Genomic DNA, 18575 nt, shown 5'->3' with positions numbered 1-18575 from the left:
TCTGGAGGTGTCCCCGTGCCGACCGACCGCTACGGGCAGCGTGTGTCCACAGTGGACCCGGAGGCCGCCGCGGCCTACTTCGACGCCGTCGACGCCTACCTGGCCCTCGACGACACCGCCGCCGCCGGCTTCGCCGACGCGGTCGCGCTGGACCCCGGCCTCGCCGTCGCGCACCTCGGCCTCGGGCTGAGCCTGGCGGCGGCCGGGCGGGACGGTGAGGCCCGCGAGGCGTTCACCGCCGCCGTCCGGCTCCGCCGCGAGCACCCCGACCGGCTCAGCCCGCGAGAGGCCCGCCAGATCGACCTCGTCACCGCGCCGCCGGCCAACCTGGCCGCGTATGCCGAGCATCTCGAGGACCACCCCGGCGACCTGCTGGTGCTCGGGTTCGCCGCCGGACTGCTCAGCGGCCGGCGGATCGCCGCGGGCACCGGCCGCGAGGGCGTCCTCGCGCTCGCCGCCGCGTCGGCCACCGCCTTCCCGCAGGACTGGGCCCTGGCCGGGATATGCGCGCTGGAGCTGGAGGAGGCCTGGCAGTTCGCCGAGGCGGAGCGGGCGGCCGAGCGGTCGCTGCGGGACCGGCCGGACAACCGGGCCGCCTGCCACGGGTACGTCCACGTCCTGCACGAGACCGGGCGCATCAGCACCGTCGAGTCGTTCCTCAACGGCTGGTTCGGCACCCGGCACCCCCGCTCGCCGCTGCAGACCCACCTGCGCTGGCACCACGCGCTCGTCGCCCTCGAGAACGACGACCCCGAGCTCGGTCTGCGGCGCTACCACGCCGCCATCGACCCTCGCGTCTCCACCCGCCGAACGACGCTCGTCGACGCCGCCGCCGTACTGTGGCGGCTGCACGTCGACGGCCACCCCGGCCTGCCGTGGGAGCCGGTCACCGAACTGGCCCGCGCCCAGCTGTCGGCCCCGCGCGGCGCCCTGTTCGACGTCCACGCCGCCCTCGCGCTCGCCGCCGGCGACCGCGCGGCCCTGACCGGGCTCCGCGCCGCCTGGGAAACGGAGACCGAGCGACCAAACCGCGACGTCGTCCTCGCCGTCGTCGACGGGATCGCCGCGCACGCCGACGGCCGCTACGACGTGGCCGCCCGGCACCTCGGCGGTGTCGTCGCGGCGGTGACCCTGGTCGGCGGGAGCCGCCTGCAGCAGGACATCGTCGTGGACACGCTGTGCGACGCGCTGGCCCGCAGCGGGCAGGCCGCCCGGGCCGCGGACATCCTGCAGGACCGCAAGCACCGGCGCCGGTCGCGGCGGGACGCACGCTGGATCGCCGACCTGCGCCAGGATGCCGCGGCGGAGGCGCGATGAGCCCCGACCCGGTCCTGGCCGTCGACGACCTGCGCGTCACGTTCCGCACCGCACGCGGCGCCGTCGAAGCGGTCCGGGGCATCTCCTTCACCCTCCACAAGGGACAGTGCCTGGCCATCGTCGGCGAGTCCGGCTCCGGCAAGAGCGCCACCGCCCGCGCCCTGCTCGGCCTCGCCGGCCCGGCCGCCTCCGTCACCGCCACCACCCTGCGGCTCCGCGACCGGGACCTGCGCACGCTGACCGAGGCCCAATGGCAACGCCTGCGCGGCCGCGACATCGGACTCGTCCCGCAGGACGCGCTCGGCTCGCTCAACCCGCTGCACCGGATCCGCCGCGACGTCGGGGAGCCGCTGCGCCGGCACCGGCTGATCCCGCGCGCGCTGCGGACCGGCCGGGTGGTCGAGGCGCTCACCGGCGCCGGGGTACCGGAGGCGGCCGTGCGGGCGCAGCAGTACCCTCACCAGCTCTCCGGCGGCCTGCGCCAGCGGGCCCTGATCGCCTCGGCCACCATCGCCGGCCCGCCGCTCCTCGTCGTCGACGAGCCGACCACGGCCCTCGACGTCACCGTGCAGGCCCAGGTCCTCCTCGAGCTGGAGAGCCTGAAGACCGGCGGCACCGCGCTGCTCATGATCAGCCACGACCTGGCGGTGGTGGCCCGGATGGCAGACCACATCCTGGTGATGCGCGAGGGCGTCGTCGTGGAGTCCGGACCCCCGGCAACGGTGCTCGGGGCGGCTCGCCACCCGTACACGCGCCAGCTCCTCGCCGCGGTTCCCACCGGCCGGCCCCACCGCGCCCCGGACGGGGACGCCGGTCCGGCCCTGCTGGAGGTGCGGGGGGTCAGCAAGCGGTACCGCCGCCCCGACGGCACCGACCACGCCGCCGTGCGCGACGTGTCGTTCACCGTCACCGCCGGGCGCACGCTCGGCGTCGTCGGCGAGTCCGGCTCCGGCAAGAGCACCGTGGCCCGCATCGCCCTCGGCCTGCTACGCCCCGACGAGGGCGACGTCCGCTTCGCCGGCGCTCGCTGGAGCTCGGTGCCGGAGCGGCTCCGCCGCCCGTACCGCGGCCGCATCCAGCTCATCCAGCAGGACCCGCTCGGCGCGTTCGACCCCCGCTTCACCGCCGGCCGGGTCATCGCCGAAGCGCTGCGGTCCGAACGCGACCGGACCGCCCGGCGCCGGCGCGTCGGCGAACTGCTGGACGCCGTCGGCCTGCCCGCGTCACTGGCCGCCCGCAGCCCCGCCGAGATGTCCGGCGGCCAGCGCCAGCGCGTCGCGATCGCCCGGGCCCTGGCCACCGGCCCCGAGCTGCTGGTCTGCGACGAGCCGGTGTCCGCCCTGGACGTCTCCATCCAGGCCCAGATCCTCGCGCTGCTGGCGGACCTGCAGGCCCAGCGCGGCCTGGCGATCCTGTTCATCTCGCACGACCTGGCCGTGATCCGGCAGCTCAGCGACGAGGTGCTGGTGATGAAGGACGGCGCCGTGGTGGAACGCGGCCCGGCCGACGACGTGTTCGACCGCCCCGTCGAGCCCTACACCCGCGAACTGCTCGCCGCCGTTCCCACGCTGCCGGTGTACCCATAGTGCCGCCGGTTCACCGTTCCGCGACGGTCCGGGTGTCGTAGGCCGCACGGGACCGCTCAACCTCGGCCACGTTCTGCCTGCCCCAGGCGATCATCGGCTGGACCGCCTCGTGGAGGGTGACGCCCATCTCGGTGAGCCGGTACTCGACGTGCGGGGGCATGACCTCGAGCACGGTGCGGACAAGGATGCCGTCGCGTTCGAGATTTCGCAGGGTGACGGTCAACATCCGCTGGCTGATGCCGTCCAGGCCGCGCTTGAGCTCGGTGAACCGTCTCGGCCCCGCGTCCAGCATCGAGATGACGAGCAGCGACCACTTGTCGTCGATCAGCGGGCGGCATCCGCTGCGCATGGTTACCTCCAGAGAACCGGGGCACCGGAATGTGCCTGATTGCCCGGTGCGTGACATCCGTCAGAGCATGAAGGGACACCTGACGAACACCTCACACACCGAAGGATAGGCATGTCCACCTACGTCCTCATCCATGGCGCGTGGCACAGCGGGGCGGTCTGGGACCGTGTCGTGCCGCTGCTGCACGCCGCCGGGCACACGGTGCTCGCACCGACCCTGACCGGCTACGGCGACCGCATCCACCTCCTCGGCCCCGACGTCGGGCTCGACACCCACGTCGACGACGTCGTGCGCCTGCTCGACGACCAGGACGGCGTCGTCCTCGTCGGCCACAGCTACGCCGGCATGGTCATCACCGGAGCGGCGAACCGCGCACCGGACAGGATCGCCCGGCTCGTCTTCCTCGATGCCATGGTCCCCCGCGACGGCGAAAGCGCCGTCGACGTGATGCCGGCCACCCGGCACCTGATCGACCAGGCGGCACGGACCGGCACCCCGTGGCGCCTGCCGCCGATGTCCCGCTCCTTCGGCGTCACGGACCCGGCCGACCTCGCCTGGCTGGACACGATGCTGTCCGACCAGCCGGTCCGCTGCCTGCGACAGCCGGTCGCGTTCGACGACCCGGCCGCGCTCGCGATCCCGCGCACCCACATCCACTGCACCACCGACGCTCCGCCGCGCCGGCCCGTGCCCCCGCAGGACGAGGTGTGGGAGCTGCCGACCGGCCACGACTGCATGATCACCATGCCCTCCGAGCTCACCGCGCTCCTCCTCAAACTGCACTGAGAACCGCGCCGAGGAGCACCCGGGGACGTCCGCGTCAACGGTTGGCTTCGCCCGGGAACAGGAGCTAAGTAGGCTTTGAGGTGGATCGGATCCTGCGCGGAGGTGTCTGATGCGAGACGGCGGGATGCAGCATGGCCGCGATCCACCAGTTCGGACCGAAATTCTGTACGAGAGCGAGCACACACGGGTCACCCGCCTGTTCGTCGCCGGGCGCCCGGTCATCCGCAAGGAGTCGTCCGGACCGGACGCGCACCGGCAGATGCGGCACGAGGTGGCGATCCTGGGGCGGCTGCGCGGCGTGGTCGGTGTCCCGCAGCTGGTGGACGCACCGCGGTCCCCGGCGTCGCTCGTGGTGGAGGACGTCGCCGGCACGTGCCTGGCCCGGTCGGCGAAGCCGCTGGCGGCCGATGACCTGATCAGGCTCGCGGTGGAGCTGGCCCGGACGGTCGCGGGGATGCACCGCCGCGGTGTGATGCACCGCGACATCACGCCGGCGAACATCGTGGTGTCCGGCGAGGGCGCCCCCTGCCTGGTGGACTTCGCGCTGGCGACGTCGATCGCCGAGCTTCGTCCCGGGTTCACGCACCACAGCGAGATCACGGGGACGATGGCGTATCTGGCGCCGGAGCAGACCGGGCGCACCGGCCGCTCGGTGGATCAGCGGGCCGATCTGTACGCGTTGGGCGCGACGCTGTACGAGCTGGCGACAGGCGCGCCGCCGTTCGGCTGGGGCGACCCGCTGCGGCTCACCCATGACCATCTGGCTCGGGTGCCGGTGCCGCCGGCGCAGGCGAACCGGGCCGTCCCGGCGCCGCTGTCCGAGATCATCATGCATCTGCTGGAGAAGGAGCCGGACAAGCGGTACCAGACCGCGCAGGGCGTGCTCTACGACCTGGAGCGGCTCCGGGACGCCCGCCCGCGCACGGCGACGATGCGGGTCGGCGCGCGCGACGTCCCGCCGCGGCTGCTGCCGCCGTCACGGCTGGTGTGGCGCGACGCGGAGGTGGCGGTGCTGACGGCGGCGTTCGACCAGGCGCTTTCGGGCCGGTGCCGTGGTGTGCTGATCTGCGGGGCGCCGGGGGTCGGCAAGACGGTGCTGGTCGATGAGCTGCGGCCGGTGGTGACCGGCCGGGACGGCTGGTTCGTGGCGGGCAAGTTCGACCAGTACCGGCGGGACCTGGAATGCGACGCCGTGTACCAGGGGCTGAGGGCGGTGGGCCGGCTCCTGCTGGCCGAGTCGGAGGACGAGCTGGCCGAGGTCCGCGCACGGATCCTGGCGGCGGCCGGCGCGAACGCGGGCCTGCTGACCGCGGTGGTGCCGGAGTTCGCGGCACTGCTGCGGGTGCCGCCCGATCCGGGGGATCCGCTGACCGCGCAGGCGCGGGCGCAGCGGGTCGCGTTCGACGTGTTGCGCGCGGTCGCCTCACGGAAACGGCCCGTGGTGATGTTCATCGACGACCTGCAGTGGGCGGGGCGAACAGCGCTGGGCTTCGTGGACCTGGTGCTGAGCGCGGAGCCGGTCGACGGTCTGTTGCTGGTGGCCGCCTACCGCGAAGGTGACGTGGACGCGATGCATCCGTTGGCGGCCGCGCGGGCCCGGTGGTGCGACCGGCCGGAGGTGCGGCACCTGCGGCTGGCCAACCTGCCGGTCGCCGGCACGATCGCCATGGTGGCGGAGATGCTCCACGTGGACGAGGCCGCGGCGGCGACCCTGGGCGAGGCGATCAGTCCGTACACGTCCGGCAATCCGTACGAGACGGTGGAGTTGCTCAACGCGCTGCGCCGTGACGGTGTGCTGACGGCGGGGGCCAGGTGGCGGTGGGATGCGGCGCAGGTGCGCGCCCACCTGGGCCGGGCGGAGGTTGCGGGCTCGGCGGCGGCGCGGGTCGATGCCATGCCGGCGCAGACGCGGCTGATGGTGGAGGCGATGGCGTGCCTCGGCGGGCGGGCCGAGCTGGGCGTGCTGCAGACCGCCGCCGGCGAGCCGGCGGAGGTGGTGGAGCAGCGGCTCGCGCCCGCCCTCAACGAGGGGGTGCTGGTGTTGGAGCCCGGGGCGCGGGAGGCGGTGCTGTTCCGCCACGACCGGATCCGTGACCTGGTCCTCCGCGGGGTGGAGTCCGGCAGGCGGCGCGGGCTGCAGCTGGCGATGGCGCGGCGGCTGGCGGCGGTGCCGGAGCTGTTCGCGGTCGCGGCGGAACAGTACCTGCCGGTCGTCGACGCGGTCGACGACCCCGCGGAACGGCGCCGGGCGGTGGAGCTGTTCCGGCGGGCCGCCGACCAGTCGACGATGATCGGGGAATACTCGCTGGTGCACGCGCTGCTGACGGCCGCGCTGCGGCTGATCGGCCAGGACGAGACCGTCGCGCTCGTGCAGGTGCACACCGGCCGGCACGCCGCCCTGTACAGCATGGGGCACCTGGAGGAGGCGGACGAGGAGTTCCGCACGATCGACGGGCTGTGCCCCACCGCCTTGGAATGCGCGCCCGCCATGGCGGTGCAGGTACGCAGCCTCACCCACCGCAACCGCTACGTCGAGGCGATCGGGCTCGGCCTGGCGGCACTGCGTGAGCTGGACAGCGCCGTCCCGGCCGCGGACCGGCTCCCGGCCGAGCTCGACCGCCGGTTCGACCTCATGTACCGGTGGCTGGAGCACGAGGACACCGGGGACGAGCTGACCCGGCCCGAGGTCACCGACCCGGTGCTGCTCGCCGTGGCCCGTCTGATCAACGCGATCCTGCCGGCGGTCTACTTCGCCGCCGACCACGCCAGGCTCGCCTGGCTGAGCCTGGAAGCGCTGCGGATCTGGATCGAGCACGGCCCCGCCGGCCTGCTCCTCGGCCCGGCGAGCCACGTCGGCTTCGCCGCCGTGACGATGCGCGGTGACTACGCCGCCGCGCACCGGGCGATGCATCGGATCCTGGCCCTGGGCGAGGCCCGCGGCTACGAGCCCGACACCTCGCAGGTGCGCTTCCTGTCCGCGCTGCTGAGCTGCTGGTTCGAGCCGATCGAAAACGGTGTCCGGGCGGCCCGGCAGGCCCGGGAAGGCCTGATCGCGGGAGGTGACCTGGCCAACGCCGGATACACCTACTACCTGGCCATGGTCGGTCTGCTGGATTGCGTGCCGTCGCTGGACATCTATGTCACCGAGGTGGAGGCCGGGCTCGCCTTCGTGCGGCAGACCGGCGACGAGCACATCGGCGAGTCGTACGACAGCTACCGCCGGCTGGCCGGGGTGCTCCGCGGCGAAAGCGCCGACGGCGCCTGCGCGACGGTCCCCACCGACCGGTACGCGGAGAGCCCGTGGGCGCTGTTCCACCTCCAACTCACCCGCGCGATCGCCGCCGCCGTCCTCGATGATCTGGTCAGCCTGAACCGGTGCACCGCGGCGGCGATGCCCTTGCTGCCGGCCGCCGCCACCTTCTACCCGACCGCCGCGGCGCACGTGCTGCGTGGTCTGGCCCTCGCCGCGCAGGCCCGGGCCGTCAACGGGGGCGAGCGCGACGGCCTGCTGTCCGAACTGGACGAGGTGACGCACTGGCTGGCGGCACGCGCCGACGACGCACCGGCCAACTTCCGGCACTGGCTGCGGTTGCTCGAGGCCGAACGCGCCTGGGCCGTCGGCGACTTCGCTGCCGCCGTCCACGGCTTCGACGCCGCCCGGCACGAGGTGGCCGGCCACGTACGGCCATGGCATCAGGCCCTGATCACCGAACACGCGGCCCGCTTCCACCTCGCCCACGGCGTCGAACACGCCGGCCGTGAACTGCTCGCCGAGGCCCGTCAGCAGTACCTCGCCTGGGGCGCGACCGCGAAGGTCGACCAGCTGGACTGGGCCTACCCGGCGCTGCGACCGCACGACGCGCCGATCGGCAAGCACGACGGTTACCATCCCAGCGACGCGGTCCAGCGCCGCCCCACCATGACGACCGGGACCGTCGACCTGCTCGGCATCCTGTCCGCGTCGCGGGCGCTGAGCTCCGAGACCAGCACCGGCGGCCTGTACTCCCGCCTGGTCCAGGTGCTGTCGGCGATGACCGGCGCCACCGGCGTACACCTGCTGCTGTGGAGCGACGACCGGCACGAATGGATGCTGCCCGCACCCGGCGATGTCTGCACCGTCATCCCGGCCAGCGGCGCCGGCTATGAGCACACGGTGCCGATGTCCGTGCTGCGCTACGCCGGGCGGATGCGTGAGCTGCTGATCGTGGGCGACGCCACCCGCGACGACCGCTTCGCCCGCGACCCGTACTTCGCCGGCCTCGGCTCCTGCTCCCTGCTGGCCGTGCCCATCCTCAACCGCGGCACGCTGCGGGCGGTGCTGCTGCTCGAGAACCGTCTCATCCACGGCGCGTTCACCGCCGAACGGCTCGACGGCGTCAAACTCATCGCCGGTCAGCTCGCCGTGTCGCTCGACAACGCCCAGCTGTACGCGGCGTTCCGCCGGATCGCCGACGAGCAGGCGGCGTTGCGACGGGTGGCGACGCTGGTCGCCCGCGGGGCGGCGCCCGACCGCGTGTTCGCCGCGGTGGCCGACGAGGTCGGCGCGCTCTTCCACGCCGACGGCACGGCGATCCTCCGGTTCGAGCCGAACGGGGAGGCGACGGCGCTGGGCGGCTACGGACTCGAGCAGTCCGCACCGGGTTGGCGCGGCAAGCCCGACCCCCGCACCGCCATGGCGAAGGTACAGGCCACCGGCCGCTCCGCCCGCCGCGACGTGGACCGGCCGGTGCCGGCGACGCCGCCCGAGATCGATCCCGACATCTGCTCCATGGTCGCCAGCCCGATCGAGGTCGAGGGCCGGCTCTGGGGCGTCATGCGGGTCGGCTCGCGCCGCCAACGACTGCCACACGACACCGAGCAGCGGCTGGCCGACTTCACCGGCCTCATCGCGACCGCCGTCGCCAACGCTGAGAGCCGGACCGAGCTCACCGCGTCACGCGCGCGGATCGTCGCCGCCGCCGACCAGACCCGCCAGCGCATCGAGCGCGACCTGCACGACGGAGCCCAGCAGCGGCTGATCTCCCTGGCCCTGCAGCTGCGCATCGCGCAGGCGGCGCTGCCGCCCGAGCTCGACACCCTCGCCGCGCAACTCGACCGCGCCGTCGCCGGGGCGACCAGCGCCGTGGAAGAGCTCCGCGAGATCTCCCGCGGCATCCACCCGGCCATCCTGACCGAATCCGGCCTCGGCCCGGCGCTGCGCACGCTCGCCCGCCGCTCACCGGTCCCCGTCGAACTCGACATGCGCATGGAAGGACGGCTGCCCGAGCACATCGAGGTCAGCGCGTACTACATCATCGCCGAGGCGGTCACCAACACGGCCAAACACGCGAGCGCCTCAGCCGTCACCGTCACCGTCGAAACCGACACCACCGGCGGTGTCCTGCGCGTCGTGGTCCGCGACGACGGCGTCGGCGGCGCCGACTTCACCCGCGGCACCGGCCTGCTCGGCCTCAACGACCGCGCCGAGGCGCTCGGCGGCCGGATCGTGCTGCACAGCCCGCGCGGGGGCGGGACCACCCTGCGCGCGGAGCTCCCGATCACCTCTGCCGGCTGGGACGTCGCCCGCCGATCCGCTCCGCGCAGGACCTGCTCACCGGGCGCCTCCACAGCATGAGCACGGGTCCGCCGCCACAGGCGGGCCAAGCGCCGGGCGATCCGTTACCGTGGGCCGATGCGCGTGGAAGTCGAGGACGTCTTGCGAGCGGCCGCAAACTGCCGGACCGGCCGCTTCACGCACGAGCTTGCGTAGCGCCGCACGGCACCAGGTGATCGACGGCCTGGCGGACCGGGTCCTCGCCCTGCGACTGGAGCACCCGACGCGGGTGGGGATCGATGGTCACTCCGCTGCCGGTAAGACGACTCTCGCCGATGAGCTGGCCGCCACCTTGCGAGGGAAGACGGCGCGGCCCGTGCTCCGGGTCTGCGCCGACCACTTCAAGCAGCACGTCGACCTGCGCACGCGGTATCCGTCCGGCTCGCCGGAGAACTACTACTTCGAGATGTACGACGTCGACGCCATCCGTGATGCGTTGCTGGTGCCGCTCGGTCCGGGCGGCAACCGCCGCTACCGCACGCAGATCATGGATGTCAGCGGGCGCATGAGCGTCGACTCCGGCGTCCAGGTGACCTCCGACGACGCGGTCCTCGTCGTGGACGGCGGCTTCCTGCAGAGGCCGGCCCTGGCACGGCATTGGGATCTGCGGGTCTACCTGCATGTCGACGTAGCGGATGTACTGTCCCGCGGCACCGCCCGGGACCAGGCGTGGATGGACTCGGCGGAGGCCGCCGCCGAGCGGTACCGCACCTACTACATCCCGGGCGAAGAGCTGTACCTGGCCGAGATCCGCCCCGCCGAACAAGCCGACATCGTCATCGACAACCGGCAGTTCGAACGCCCCCGCATCATGCGTGATCTTCCCGATTGGGTTCAGCGCTGACCGAGAGCACCTACCGTCAGGGGCGCGGCCCGGAGTTCCGGGTCGCGCCCCCTGACCGATGGTCCCGTCCGGATTACCGGCCGATCTGCTGACCGTTGTCGGCCCAGGTGTTGTTGCTCCACGTGGGGAGCGTCGACGCGTTCAGGGCCTGGGTGCCGTAGTAGCCGCCCTTGGGCCAGAAACCGCCGCCGGACTGGCGCATGAACTTGTTGTTCGTGACCTTGCCGTTGGTGATCTTGTAGTTGGCGTCGTACCAGTAGAACGAGTAGCCGCCGCCGTTCATCAGGTTGCTGTCGACGACCACGTCGCTGATCGGGCCGATGTCGGCCTTGAGCAGGATGCACGACGTCTGGGTGTGCTGGTTCTCCAGGCGGTTGTGCAGGATGCGGACGTACGTCGCGTTGGTCGACTGGATGACGTCGTTGTGCTGGGCGGAGCCGGAGCCGCCCGGGTCGTGCAGCCACGAGTCCTGCACGGTGCCGCGGCCGTCGATGCGCAGGATGTCGCCGGAGCCGTGGGCGTTGACCCGCAGCAGGCTGTAGCCGGTGCGGCCGATGAGGGCGATGCCGCCGGTCGAGGCGTCCTTGAGCTGGCCGTCGATCTCGGTGTCCTCGATGCGCAGGTTCGCGTTGTCGTCGGTGGAGGTCACGGCCTGGACGTTGGCCACGCGGATCCGGCTGTTGCGGATCGTCACGTTCTTGGCCTTGATCTCGATGTGGCCGTTGATGTCCTTGCCGTCGATGACCGTGCCGGCGACCGTGATCGTCATCGGGCCGGTGTACGGCGTCAGCGTCACCTTCTTACGGGTGTCGCCGGGCAGGCCCTGCGGGTAGCCGGTGTTGTGCGCGGCCGGGTAGCCGGCCACCGTGTAGGTCGGGCTGCCGCCCGCGCCCGGCGTCGTCGAGCTGCTGCCCGTCGGCGTGGGGGACGCGGAGGCGGAGGGCGACGCCGGAGCCGACGTCGACGCGGAGGCCGAGGCGGAGGGGCTGGCCGGGCCGGTGGACGCGGTCGGTTTGACGCCCGTGCTCGTGGAGGTGCCGGGCTGCGCGCTGAGGCCGGGGAGGGCGCCATAGCCGGGCAGGGTGTCCTTGCACGCGGTCAGGCCACCGGTGGCGAGCAGTGCCGCCACGATGCCGACACCCGCGCGGCGCAGCGGGCTGCGGCCGGCCGCGGAGTGCGTGAGGGTCCGTGCGGGCTCGAGCGGAGACCCCTCGGCGGAGTCGTGCGAGGTGGAGTGCGGGTTCATGCTGTGGGAATCCTCCCGGTCAGTCGACATCCGTCAGTCGACGGCCATTGGGCTGTCGGAGCTTTTGGCCTGTCGGAGTTTGTCGGCGTGAAAGTCGGTTGGGGTTCCAAACCTAACTGCAACTTTCTTTTGTCTGCGGCACACGCGTTTATCCATTCCGGCGAACCGGAATTGGCCGCGTGATGACCGGCGTTTCTGCGCCGTCCGAGACCTTGCCGTAACCGTTCCGTTCGAAAGCATGCCACGGCTCGGCGGACGAATGAATCCGTGATCGGTCGATGTCCCCCTACCTTTAGGTTTCTTAAGTCAGGGCTAAGAAGCAGTACGAATAAGAACCACCATGCAAGCCGTGAATCGGGCAAATCAGCGCAGAATCTGAGTGATCCAGATCACTCGCACAGCTATTGCCATAACTACGATCTTCATTTGTGCGATGCCGTGAGCCATACCGCCACGTAGCCGTTTTGCCTGGCACGAGTAGGTGCGATCGCGCCCACGGTCGCTCATTTCCCGGAATCTGCCTGACGGCTTTATCTCTGGACCGCAAGTCGGCCTATGGCACGGTGCCAGGTTGGCGTTCGTCAAGGTTGCGCGGTCCAGAGGCCGGCTGCCCTCGCCAGTGGCGGCGGCCCGCACGTCGCGGGCCACGTTCGTGAAACGTTCACGCCCGCAGCGCGGCCATGCCGTTCGCAGGGATTCAACGCATTGACAGCCATTCGTGCGTCTCCTTATTGTCCGGCCCGCCGTCCGGCAAAGGGCGGGTTTCGAAACCACTTGGAGGCGTCATGGCCGGATCGCTCGGCGAAAGGCACACACTCCGGGCCCGGCTGGCGTTGGCGATCGGCGCGGTCGTCGCGATGCTGGCGGGCCTCGTCGCGGTCGTGACGACCAGCGCCTACGCGGCGGCCGGGTGCCAGGTGACCTACCGGGTCGCCAGCCAGTGGCCCGGCGGGTTCACCGGTGACGTGGCGGTGAAGAACCTCGGCGAGCCGATCAACGGGTGGACGCTGCGGTGGGCGTTCGACGCCGGGCAGACCGTCACCCAGGCGTGGAACGCGACCGTCACCGCGTCCGGCGCCCAGGTCACCGCCCGCGACGCCGGGTACAACGGCGCCCTCGCGACGAACGGCACCGCGTCCTTCGGCTTCAACGGGTCGTGGACCGGCAGCAACCCGGTGCCGGCGTCGTTCACGCTCAACGGCACCGCCTGCACCGGCAGCGTCACGTCGGCCACACCGAGCCCGAGCACCAGCACCTCACCGAGGCCGAGTACAAGCACGAGCCCGAGCCCGAGCACGCCGCCGCAGCCGGGCGACGCGATGACCGCCGTCGCCGCCATGCAGCCGGGCTGGAACCTCGGCAACAGCCTGGACGCGACCGGCGCCGACGAGACCTCATGGGGCAACCCGCGGGTCACCGCCGCCCTGCTCGACAACATCCGCGCCCAGGGCTTCAACAGCGTCCGCATCCCGGTCACCTGGGGCCAGCACCTGGGCGGCGCGCCGAACTACACCGTCGACGCGGCCTGGCTCGACCGGGTCAAGGAGGTCGTCGACTGGGCGCTCGCCGACGGTTTCTACGTCATGATCAACGTCCACCACGACTCGTGGCAGTGGATCAACACGATGCCGGGCGACCGGACGAACGTCCAGAACAAGTACAACGCCCTGTGGACCCAGCTCGCGGCGGCGTTCCGCGGCTCGTCACCGAAGCTGGTCTTCGAGAGCGTCAACGAGCCGCAGTTCACCGGCGCCTCCGGCGACGCCCAGAACGCCGAGCTGCTGGCGGTGCTGAACAAGGAGTTCCACCGCATCGTCCGCGCCTCGGGCGGCAACAACGCGACCCGCCTGCTCGTCCTGCCGACCCTGCACACGTCGGCCGACCAGGCCCGCATCGACGAGCTCACGACCACGTTCAACCAGCTCAACGACCGGAACCTCATCGCCACCGTGCACTTCTACGGATACTGGCCGTTCAGCGTCAACGTCGCCGGCGGCACCAGGTTCGACTCCGCCGTCGAGCAGGACCTGGTCGGGCAGTTCGACCGGGTGGCCAACGCGTTCGTCGCCCGCGGCATCCCGGTGATCATCGGCGAATACGGGCTGCTCGGCTTCGACCGGCACACCGGCACCATCGAGCAGGGCGAGAAACTCAAATTCTTCGAGTACCTCGGCCACTACGCCCGCACGAAGAAGCTCACCACGATGCTGTGGGACAACGGTCAGCACTTCGGCCGGACCTCATTCGCCTGGAGCGACCCGGAGCTGTTCGGGCAGATCAAGTCGAGCTGGACCACCCGCTCCGGCACCGCCTCGGCGGACTTCGTCTACGTGCCGAAGACCGGCTCGATCGCGGCGCAGACCCTGACGCTCAACCTCAACGGCACCACGTTCCAGAGCCTGCGCCAGGGCGGCACCGACCTGGTCCGCGGCACCGACTACACGGTCTCCGGCAACCAGCTCACCCTGACCGCGGCCACGCTGACCAGACTCGTCGGTTCGCGTCCGTACGGCGTGAACACGACCCTGCAGGCGCGGTTCTCGGCCGGCGTACCGTGGCGGATCAACATCATCACGTTCGACCCGCCGGTGCTCGCCGGCGCGACCGGCACCACGGCGGCGTTCTCGCTGCCGGCCCAGTTCCGCGGCGACCAGCTCGCCACGATGGAGGCGAAGTACGCCGACGGCAGCAACGCCGGACCGCAGAACTGGACGTCGTTCAAGGAGTTCGACGTGACGTTCGCCCCGGACGCCGCCACGAACACGATCACGCTCCGCCCGGCCTTCTTCGCCGAGGTCAACGACAACGCCAGAGTCACCCTGACGTTCCACTTCTGGAGCGGCACCAAGGTCACGTACTACGTGACGAAGTCCGGCAGCACCGTCACCGGCAGCACCGCCTGACCCTGCCGCCGGCGAACCGGCCCGCCGCCGCGGCACCGGCGGCGGGCCGTCGCGGTCACCCGCACCGCGACGCCCGGGTACGGTGCGCCGGTGAGCGGATCGACGGCGCAGCCGGACCCGGCCCAGCGCACGAAGGCGATGCTGGTGCTCGCCGAGCCGGACCTCGGCGCGAGCGCGTTCCGGCTCGGCGCGGCGCAGCGGGCGCTCGACGCCGGCTGGCCGGGCACGATCAGCGAGCTGCTCACCGTCCTGCGCGGCATCGACGAGCCCGGCCGCGGCGAGGTGGTGACCGACCACGCCACCGCGCTGCGGGAGCAGCCGCACCACGGCTATCTCCTCGCCGTGGAACGCGCGCTCGCCGGCCGCGGGGTGCGGGTCATCGGCCGTACCGTCGAGACGGCCCATTCCCTGCGGGGCGTGCTCACGGTCGACCTGGCCGCGTCGGTGCCGGCGTTCCCCGGCAGCCGCCGGTTCGACGTCGTCTGGGAGAGCACCGGCGGCTGGTCGTTCCGCCTCGACCGGCGCGGCCGGTCGGTGTACTGGCAGCAGGGCCTCGTCCCCGAACCGGCCGCGGTCGCCGGCTGGATCGCCCGGGCGCTCGCCGGCGACCTGTCGCTGCCGGCACGGCAGGGCTGGCACCTGGAAGCCGGCGAGCTCATGACGGCGCTCGGGGCGCACGGCTCCCCCACGCCCGCCGACCCGGCGGTGCCGACCCGCACGTCCCCGGTCCGGCCCGGCGACCTCGACCAGATCCTGCGGCGCGGCTTCGACCGCACGCTGCCACCCCCGCCGCGGGTCGGCGACGACGTCTACGTGCCGTCGCGGTTCTGGCGCGACCTCGCCCCCGGCGCCGAGCTGCACGGCGGGCTCACCCCGATCGTCGAGGTGCGGGAACGCCCCGGTGAGCTCGACTGGTACGAGGTGGGCATCACCGTCGGCGAGTGGGAGGAGCACTTCGGCTGGGACTGGCTCGCCGGGGCGCAGGCCGAGTTGCGGCGGGAGCACGGCGACGCCCGCGCCAGCCTGGAGGGCTGGTAGGCAGACACTGGCAACGCCGCCCGCCAGCGCGTGTCACTGGTGCCATCGGGGACGCGCTGCTACTCGCCGCCGACGTGCTGCGCGCCGGCATCGGTGTCGCGACAGCGGACGGCGGGGCGACGACCAGAGCCGGCGAGCTGCTGCGCAGCGCGGACCTGGCGATGTATCAGGCCAAGCGCGCGGGCACGCACCGCTTCCAGGTGGCCCCCGCCGACCCCGTCGCCGTCTGAACCTGGAGCGTCAGCTGTTCTTCGATACGGGTACGACGGCGGCTTCCTGCGTGTCGGAGCCAGGCCAGCGCGCGGTCGGCCCACTGCACTTCCAGCCGCGCGCGTTCGATGTCGCCGGAGTAGGCCAGCACCCGCAGCCCCAGGTGCCGCTTGTGCGCATGCAGGTGGGCGCGGAGCGCGTGCGGGGCGTCGTCGGCGAAGATGAACCGCAGCCGCTCGACGTCACGGTTCGGCGCGTAGACAGGCGGGCCGGTGACCCACTCAGCGAGGACGGATCGACCCTCGTCGGTGATCACGTAGGTGAACTTCTCGAGGTTCTCGCCCACCACGCCCGCATCGCGGGTGATGAGACCGAGCTCGGTCATGCGCTTCAGTTCCGGGTAGATCTGGCTGTGCCGCGCGCTCCAGAACCACCCCAGGCCGGTGTCGAATTGACGGGACATGTCATACCCGGTCCCAGGCCCGGTGGACAGGTGACCCAGGATCGCAAGACGCAGAGACACCGGCAGTCCGATCAGATGGTGGTCACTTGGCGGTCTACCCCAACCAGCGTCGACCGGGACGAACAGGACGCGGCACACCTTGCCGCGTCCCTCGCCGCACCAGGATGCCGCCATCCGGCCCCGGCCGGGATCGTCACGCGGCACCGACCGGGTCAGGTCGTGGAGGTCCTGGCGCCGGTCAGCCACTCGGCGAGGACGGCGGCCTGGCTGTGGTCGACGTCGTGGGTGGCGGTCAGCAGCGTCACCTTGTCGTGGTCGGCGATGTCCCGGAGATGGTCTGCGGCCTCCTGGCGCTCGGGCTCGCGCAGTTCGGTGAGGTAGCGGCGGCGGAACTCGTCGAAGCGGCCGGGTTCGTGGCCGTACCAGCGGCGCAGCCCGGTCGACGGGGCTACGTCACGCAGCCACTCGTCGAGCTGCGCGTCCGCCTTGCGCATCCCCCGCGGCCAGACGCGGTCGACCAGCACCCGCCTGCCGTCGCCGGGCGACGATTCCTCGTAGATCCGGCGGTACGTGATGTCCCTGGTCATGGCAGCACTCCCCCACTGCGGACGCCGTCTTCCCATCATGCGCCCACGCGACGGGGATCGTCCCGTCGTCCGGTGCCGGATTCCATCGGCTCGGTCATCGGTGTACGAGCCGCCGGGCCGGGTAGCGGTCGGGGGTACGGGTACATCCGCAACGGTCGGAGTGACCAGGGATCATGAGCGTTCAGTATGCAGCGCCTGGTGCCAGGGAGTCGGTGACGCCGCGGCAGGAGGGCGCACCCTGCGAGGATCACGTGATCGTGCTCTTCGGCGCCACCGGGGACCTCGCCAGACGCAAGCTGTTACCCGGGCTGTTCAGCCTGGCCAGGGCGGGTCTGCTGCCGGCCCGCTATCGGATCGTCGGATCGGCGCGCTCCGCGCTCACCGACGACGAGTTCCGCCGGCGCGCCAGGGACGCGGTGGCCGAGTTCGGGATGGCGGAGCCGGCCGGTGAGGCGTGGCACGAGTTCGCCGAGTCGTTGTCCTTCGGGGCGGCGGAGCCGGCGCACCCGCAGCCGCTGCTCGACGCGGTGGCGGCGGCCGAGCAGTCGATCGGCGGGCACCCGCGCCGGCTGTTCCACCTGGCCGTGCCGCCACGGGGTTTCGCCCCCACGGTCGGCATGCTCGGCGACACCGGTCTGGCGGGCAACGCACGCGTCATCGTCGAGAAGCCGTTCGGCACGGACTTCGCCTCCGCCCGGGCGCTCGACGACGCCATCCACACCACCTTCGACGAGTCCCAGGTGTTCCGCATCGACCACTTCCTCGGCAAGGAGTCGGTCGACAACATCCTCGCCCTGCGGTTCGCCAACGGCCTGTTCGAGCCGATCTGGAACCGCGACCACATCAGCCACGTGCAGATCGACGTGCCCGAGACGATCGGGATCGAGGGCCGCGCCGGGTTCTTCGAACAGACCGGAACGTTCCGCGACATGATCGTCACGCACCTGTTCCAGGTGCTGGGGTTCGTGGCCATGGAGCCGCCGACCTCGCTGGCGGCCAAGCAGCTGCGCGACGAGACCACCAAGGTCTTCGAGGCCATGCCGCCGCTGGACCCCGCCCAGGTGGTGCGCGGCCAGTACCGCGGCTACCGTGACGAGCCCGGCGTCGATCCCGGCTCGCAGACCGAGACGTTCGTCGCCGCCCGCGTCGAGGTGGACAACTGGCGCTGGTCGGGGGTGCCGTTCTACCTGCGCTCCGGCAAGTCGCTCGGGCAGCGCCGGCAGGTGGTCACCCTCGGGCTCAAGCAGCCGGCCCTGCGGATGTTCGCGCTGGACCACGGCGCGGCGAGCGAGGTGCCCAGCAACGAGCTGGTGATCGACTTCGACGATCCGGGCTGGATCGCGGCCCGCTTCCTGGCCAAGGAGCCCGGCGCCACCATGCGCCTCGCCGATGCGGCCATGACGTTCCGGTACGCGGACTCCTTCTGCACCCAGTGCGCGCTGGCCGGCTACGAGCGGCTCATCCTCGACGCGATGCTGGGCAACCAGTCGCTGTTCACCCGCGCCGACGGGGTCGAGCGGCTCTGGAAGGTGTCCGGCCCGTTGCTGGACGATCCGCCACCGGTGCAGCCGTACGACCCCGGGTCGTGGGGCCCGGACTCCGCCCACCGGCTCATCGCGCCGCACCGCTGGCACCTGCCGGACGGCCGGTGAC

General features: G+C 72.1%; 12 protein-coding genes. 8 read left to right on the top strand and 4 right to left on the bottom strand.

The features are described from left to right. Nucleotides 1–15 precede the first annotated feature (15 nt). Nucleotides 16–1317, top strand: a complete 1302-nt coding sequence (locus tag ACZ6TV_RS45700) for a tetratricopeptide repeat protein (protein ID WP_465306178.1) — start codon at nt 16–18, stop codon at nt 1315–1317. Next, nucleotides 1314–2903: a dipeptide ABC transporter ATP-binding protein gene (locus tag ACZ6TV_RS45695; protein WP_465306176.1), complete on the top strand. Its 1590-nt coding sequence runs from the start codon at nt 1314–1316 to the stop codon at nt 2901–2903. The genes ACZ6TV_RS45700 and ACZ6TV_RS45695 overlap by 4 nt, the downstream gene beginning before the upstream one ends. A gap of 10 nt (nt 2904–2913) precedes the next feature. Here the strand turns inward: ACZ6TV_RS45695 and ACZ6TV_RS45690 are convergent, their stop codons facing one another. Then, nucleotides 2914–3252 (bottom strand): winged helix-turn-helix transcriptional regulator, encoded by a 339-nt coding sequence (locus ACZ6TV_RS45690; protein WP_465306174.1) that lies wholly within the window; start codon nt 3250–3252, stop codon nt 2914–2916. Between the two features lie 111 nt (nt 3253–3363). Here ACZ6TV_RS45690 and ACZ6TV_RS45685 point away from each other — a divergent pair, with 111 nt between their 5' ends. The 3 genes from ACZ6TV_RS45685 (at nt 3364) to ACZ6TV_RS45675 (ending at nt 10475) form a co-directional block, all read left to right on the top strand. After that, nucleotides 3364–4038 carry an alpha/beta hydrolase gene (locus tag ACZ6TV_RS45685; protein WP_465306172.1) on the top strand — a complete coding sequence of 225 codons (675 nt, stop codon included), beginning with the start codon at nt 3364–3366 and terminating at the stop codon, nt 4036–4038. A 109-nt stretch (nt 4039–4147) separates the two neighbouring features. Next, complete coding sequence (locus ACZ6TV_RS45680; protein ID WP_465306170.1) at nt 4148–9652, top strand: AAA family ATPase; 5505 nt, start codon at nt 4148–4150, stop codon at nt 9650–9652. A gap of 151 nt (nt 9653–9803) precedes the next feature. Next, nucleotides 9804–10475 carry a nucleoside/nucleotide kinase family protein gene (locus tag ACZ6TV_RS45675; protein WP_465306168.1) on the top strand — a complete coding sequence of 224 codons (672 nt, stop codon included), beginning with the start codon at nt 9804–9806 and terminating at the stop codon, nt 10473–10475. Between the two features lie 73 nt (nt 10476–10548). Here ACZ6TV_RS45675 and ACZ6TV_RS45670 read toward each other — a convergent pair whose 3' ends face one another. Then, a complete protein-coding gene (locus ACZ6TV_RS45670) occupies nt 10549–11721 on the bottom strand; it encodes a hypothetical protein (protein WP_465306166.1) in 1173 nt (390 codons plus the stop codon). A 785-nt stretch (nt 11722–12506) separates the two neighbouring features. On the opposite strand from ACZ6TV_RS45670, the gene ACZ6TV_RS45665 reads away from it, so the two are divergent. Both ACZ6TV_RS45665 and ACZ6TV_RS45660 read left to right on the top strand, forming a co-directional pair. Further along, a complete protein-coding gene (locus ACZ6TV_RS45665) occupies nt 12507–14624 on the top strand; it encodes a cellulase family glycosylhydrolase (protein ID WP_465306164.1) in 2118 nt (705 codons plus the stop codon). Nucleotides 14625–14714: 90 nt separating this feature from the next. After that, on the top strand, nt 14715–15662 hold the full coding sequence (locus ACZ6TV_RS45660; protein ID WP_465306162.1) for a DUF6292 family protein: 948 nt from the start codon (nt 14715–14717) through the stop codon (nt 15660–15662). A 166-nt stretch (nt 15663–15828) separates the two neighbouring features. On the opposite strand, the gene ACZ6TV_RS45655 is transcribed toward ACZ6TV_RS45660, so the two are convergent. Both ACZ6TV_RS45655 and ACZ6TV_RS45650 read right to left on the bottom strand, forming a co-directional pair. Further along, on the bottom strand, nt 15829–16581 hold the full coding sequence (locus ACZ6TV_RS45655) for a PadR family transcriptional regulator (protein WP_465306160.1): 753 nt from the start codon (nt 16579–16581) through the stop codon (nt 15829–15831). Beyond that, the gene (locus ACZ6TV_RS45650) at nt 16548–16922 is read right to left on the bottom strand and encodes a DUF488 domain-containing protein (RefSeq protein WP_465306158.1); all 375 of its coding nucleotides are present in this window, start codon (nt 16920–16922) and stop codon (nt 16548–16550) included. Before ACZ6TV_RS45650 ends, ACZ6TV_RS45655 begins: the two co-directional genes overlap by 34 nt. A gap of 251 nt (nt 16923–17173) precedes the next feature. On the opposite strand from ACZ6TV_RS45650, the gene zwf reads away from it, so the two are divergent. Further along, the gene (gene zwf, locus ACZ6TV_RS45645) at nt 17174–18574 is read left to right on the top strand and encodes a glucose-6-phosphate dehydrogenase (protein WP_465306156.1); all 1401 of its coding nucleotides are present in this window, start codon (nt 17174–17176) and stop codon (nt 18572–18574) included. Nucleotide 18575: the final 1 nt, after the last annotated feature.

It is taken from the genome of Dactylosporangium sp. NPDC051087, from assembly GCF_055586325.1.
The sequence above is the reverse complement of the archived record's forward strand: the minus strand, read 5'-3'. Positions and strand labels throughout refer to the sequence as shown.

Bases quoted from the DNA above. Each gene is read 5' to 3' on its own strand.
- ACZ6TV_RS45695 (WP_465306176.1), top strand. From the start codon at position 1,314: ATGAGCCCCGACCCGGTCCTGGCCGTCGACGACCTGCGCGTCACGTTC.
- ACZ6TV_RS45690 (WP_465306174.1), bottom strand. From the start codon at position 3,252: ATGCGCAGCGGATGCCGCCCGCTGATCGACGACAAGTGGTCGCTGCTC.
- ACZ6TV_RS45685 (WP_465306172.1), top strand. From the start codon at position 3,364: ATGTCCACCTACGTCCTCATCCATGGCGCGTGGCACAGCGGGGCGGTC.
- ACZ6TV_RS45680 (WP_465306170.1), top strand. From the start codon at position 4,148: ATGCGAGACGGCGGGATGCAGCATGGCCGCGATCCACCAGTTCGGACC.
- ACZ6TV_RS45670 (WP_465306166.1), bottom strand. From the start codon at position 11,721: ATGAACCCGCACTCCACCTCGCACGACTCCGCCGAGGGGTCTCCGCTC.
- ACZ6TV_RS45665 (WP_465306164.1), top strand. From the start codon at position 12,507: ATGGCCGGATCGCTCGGCGAAAGGCACACACTCCGGGCCCGGCTGGCG.
- ACZ6TV_RS45650 (WP_465306158.1), bottom strand. From the start codon at position 16,922: ATGACCAGGGACATCACGTACCGCCGGATCTACGAGGAATCGTCGCCC.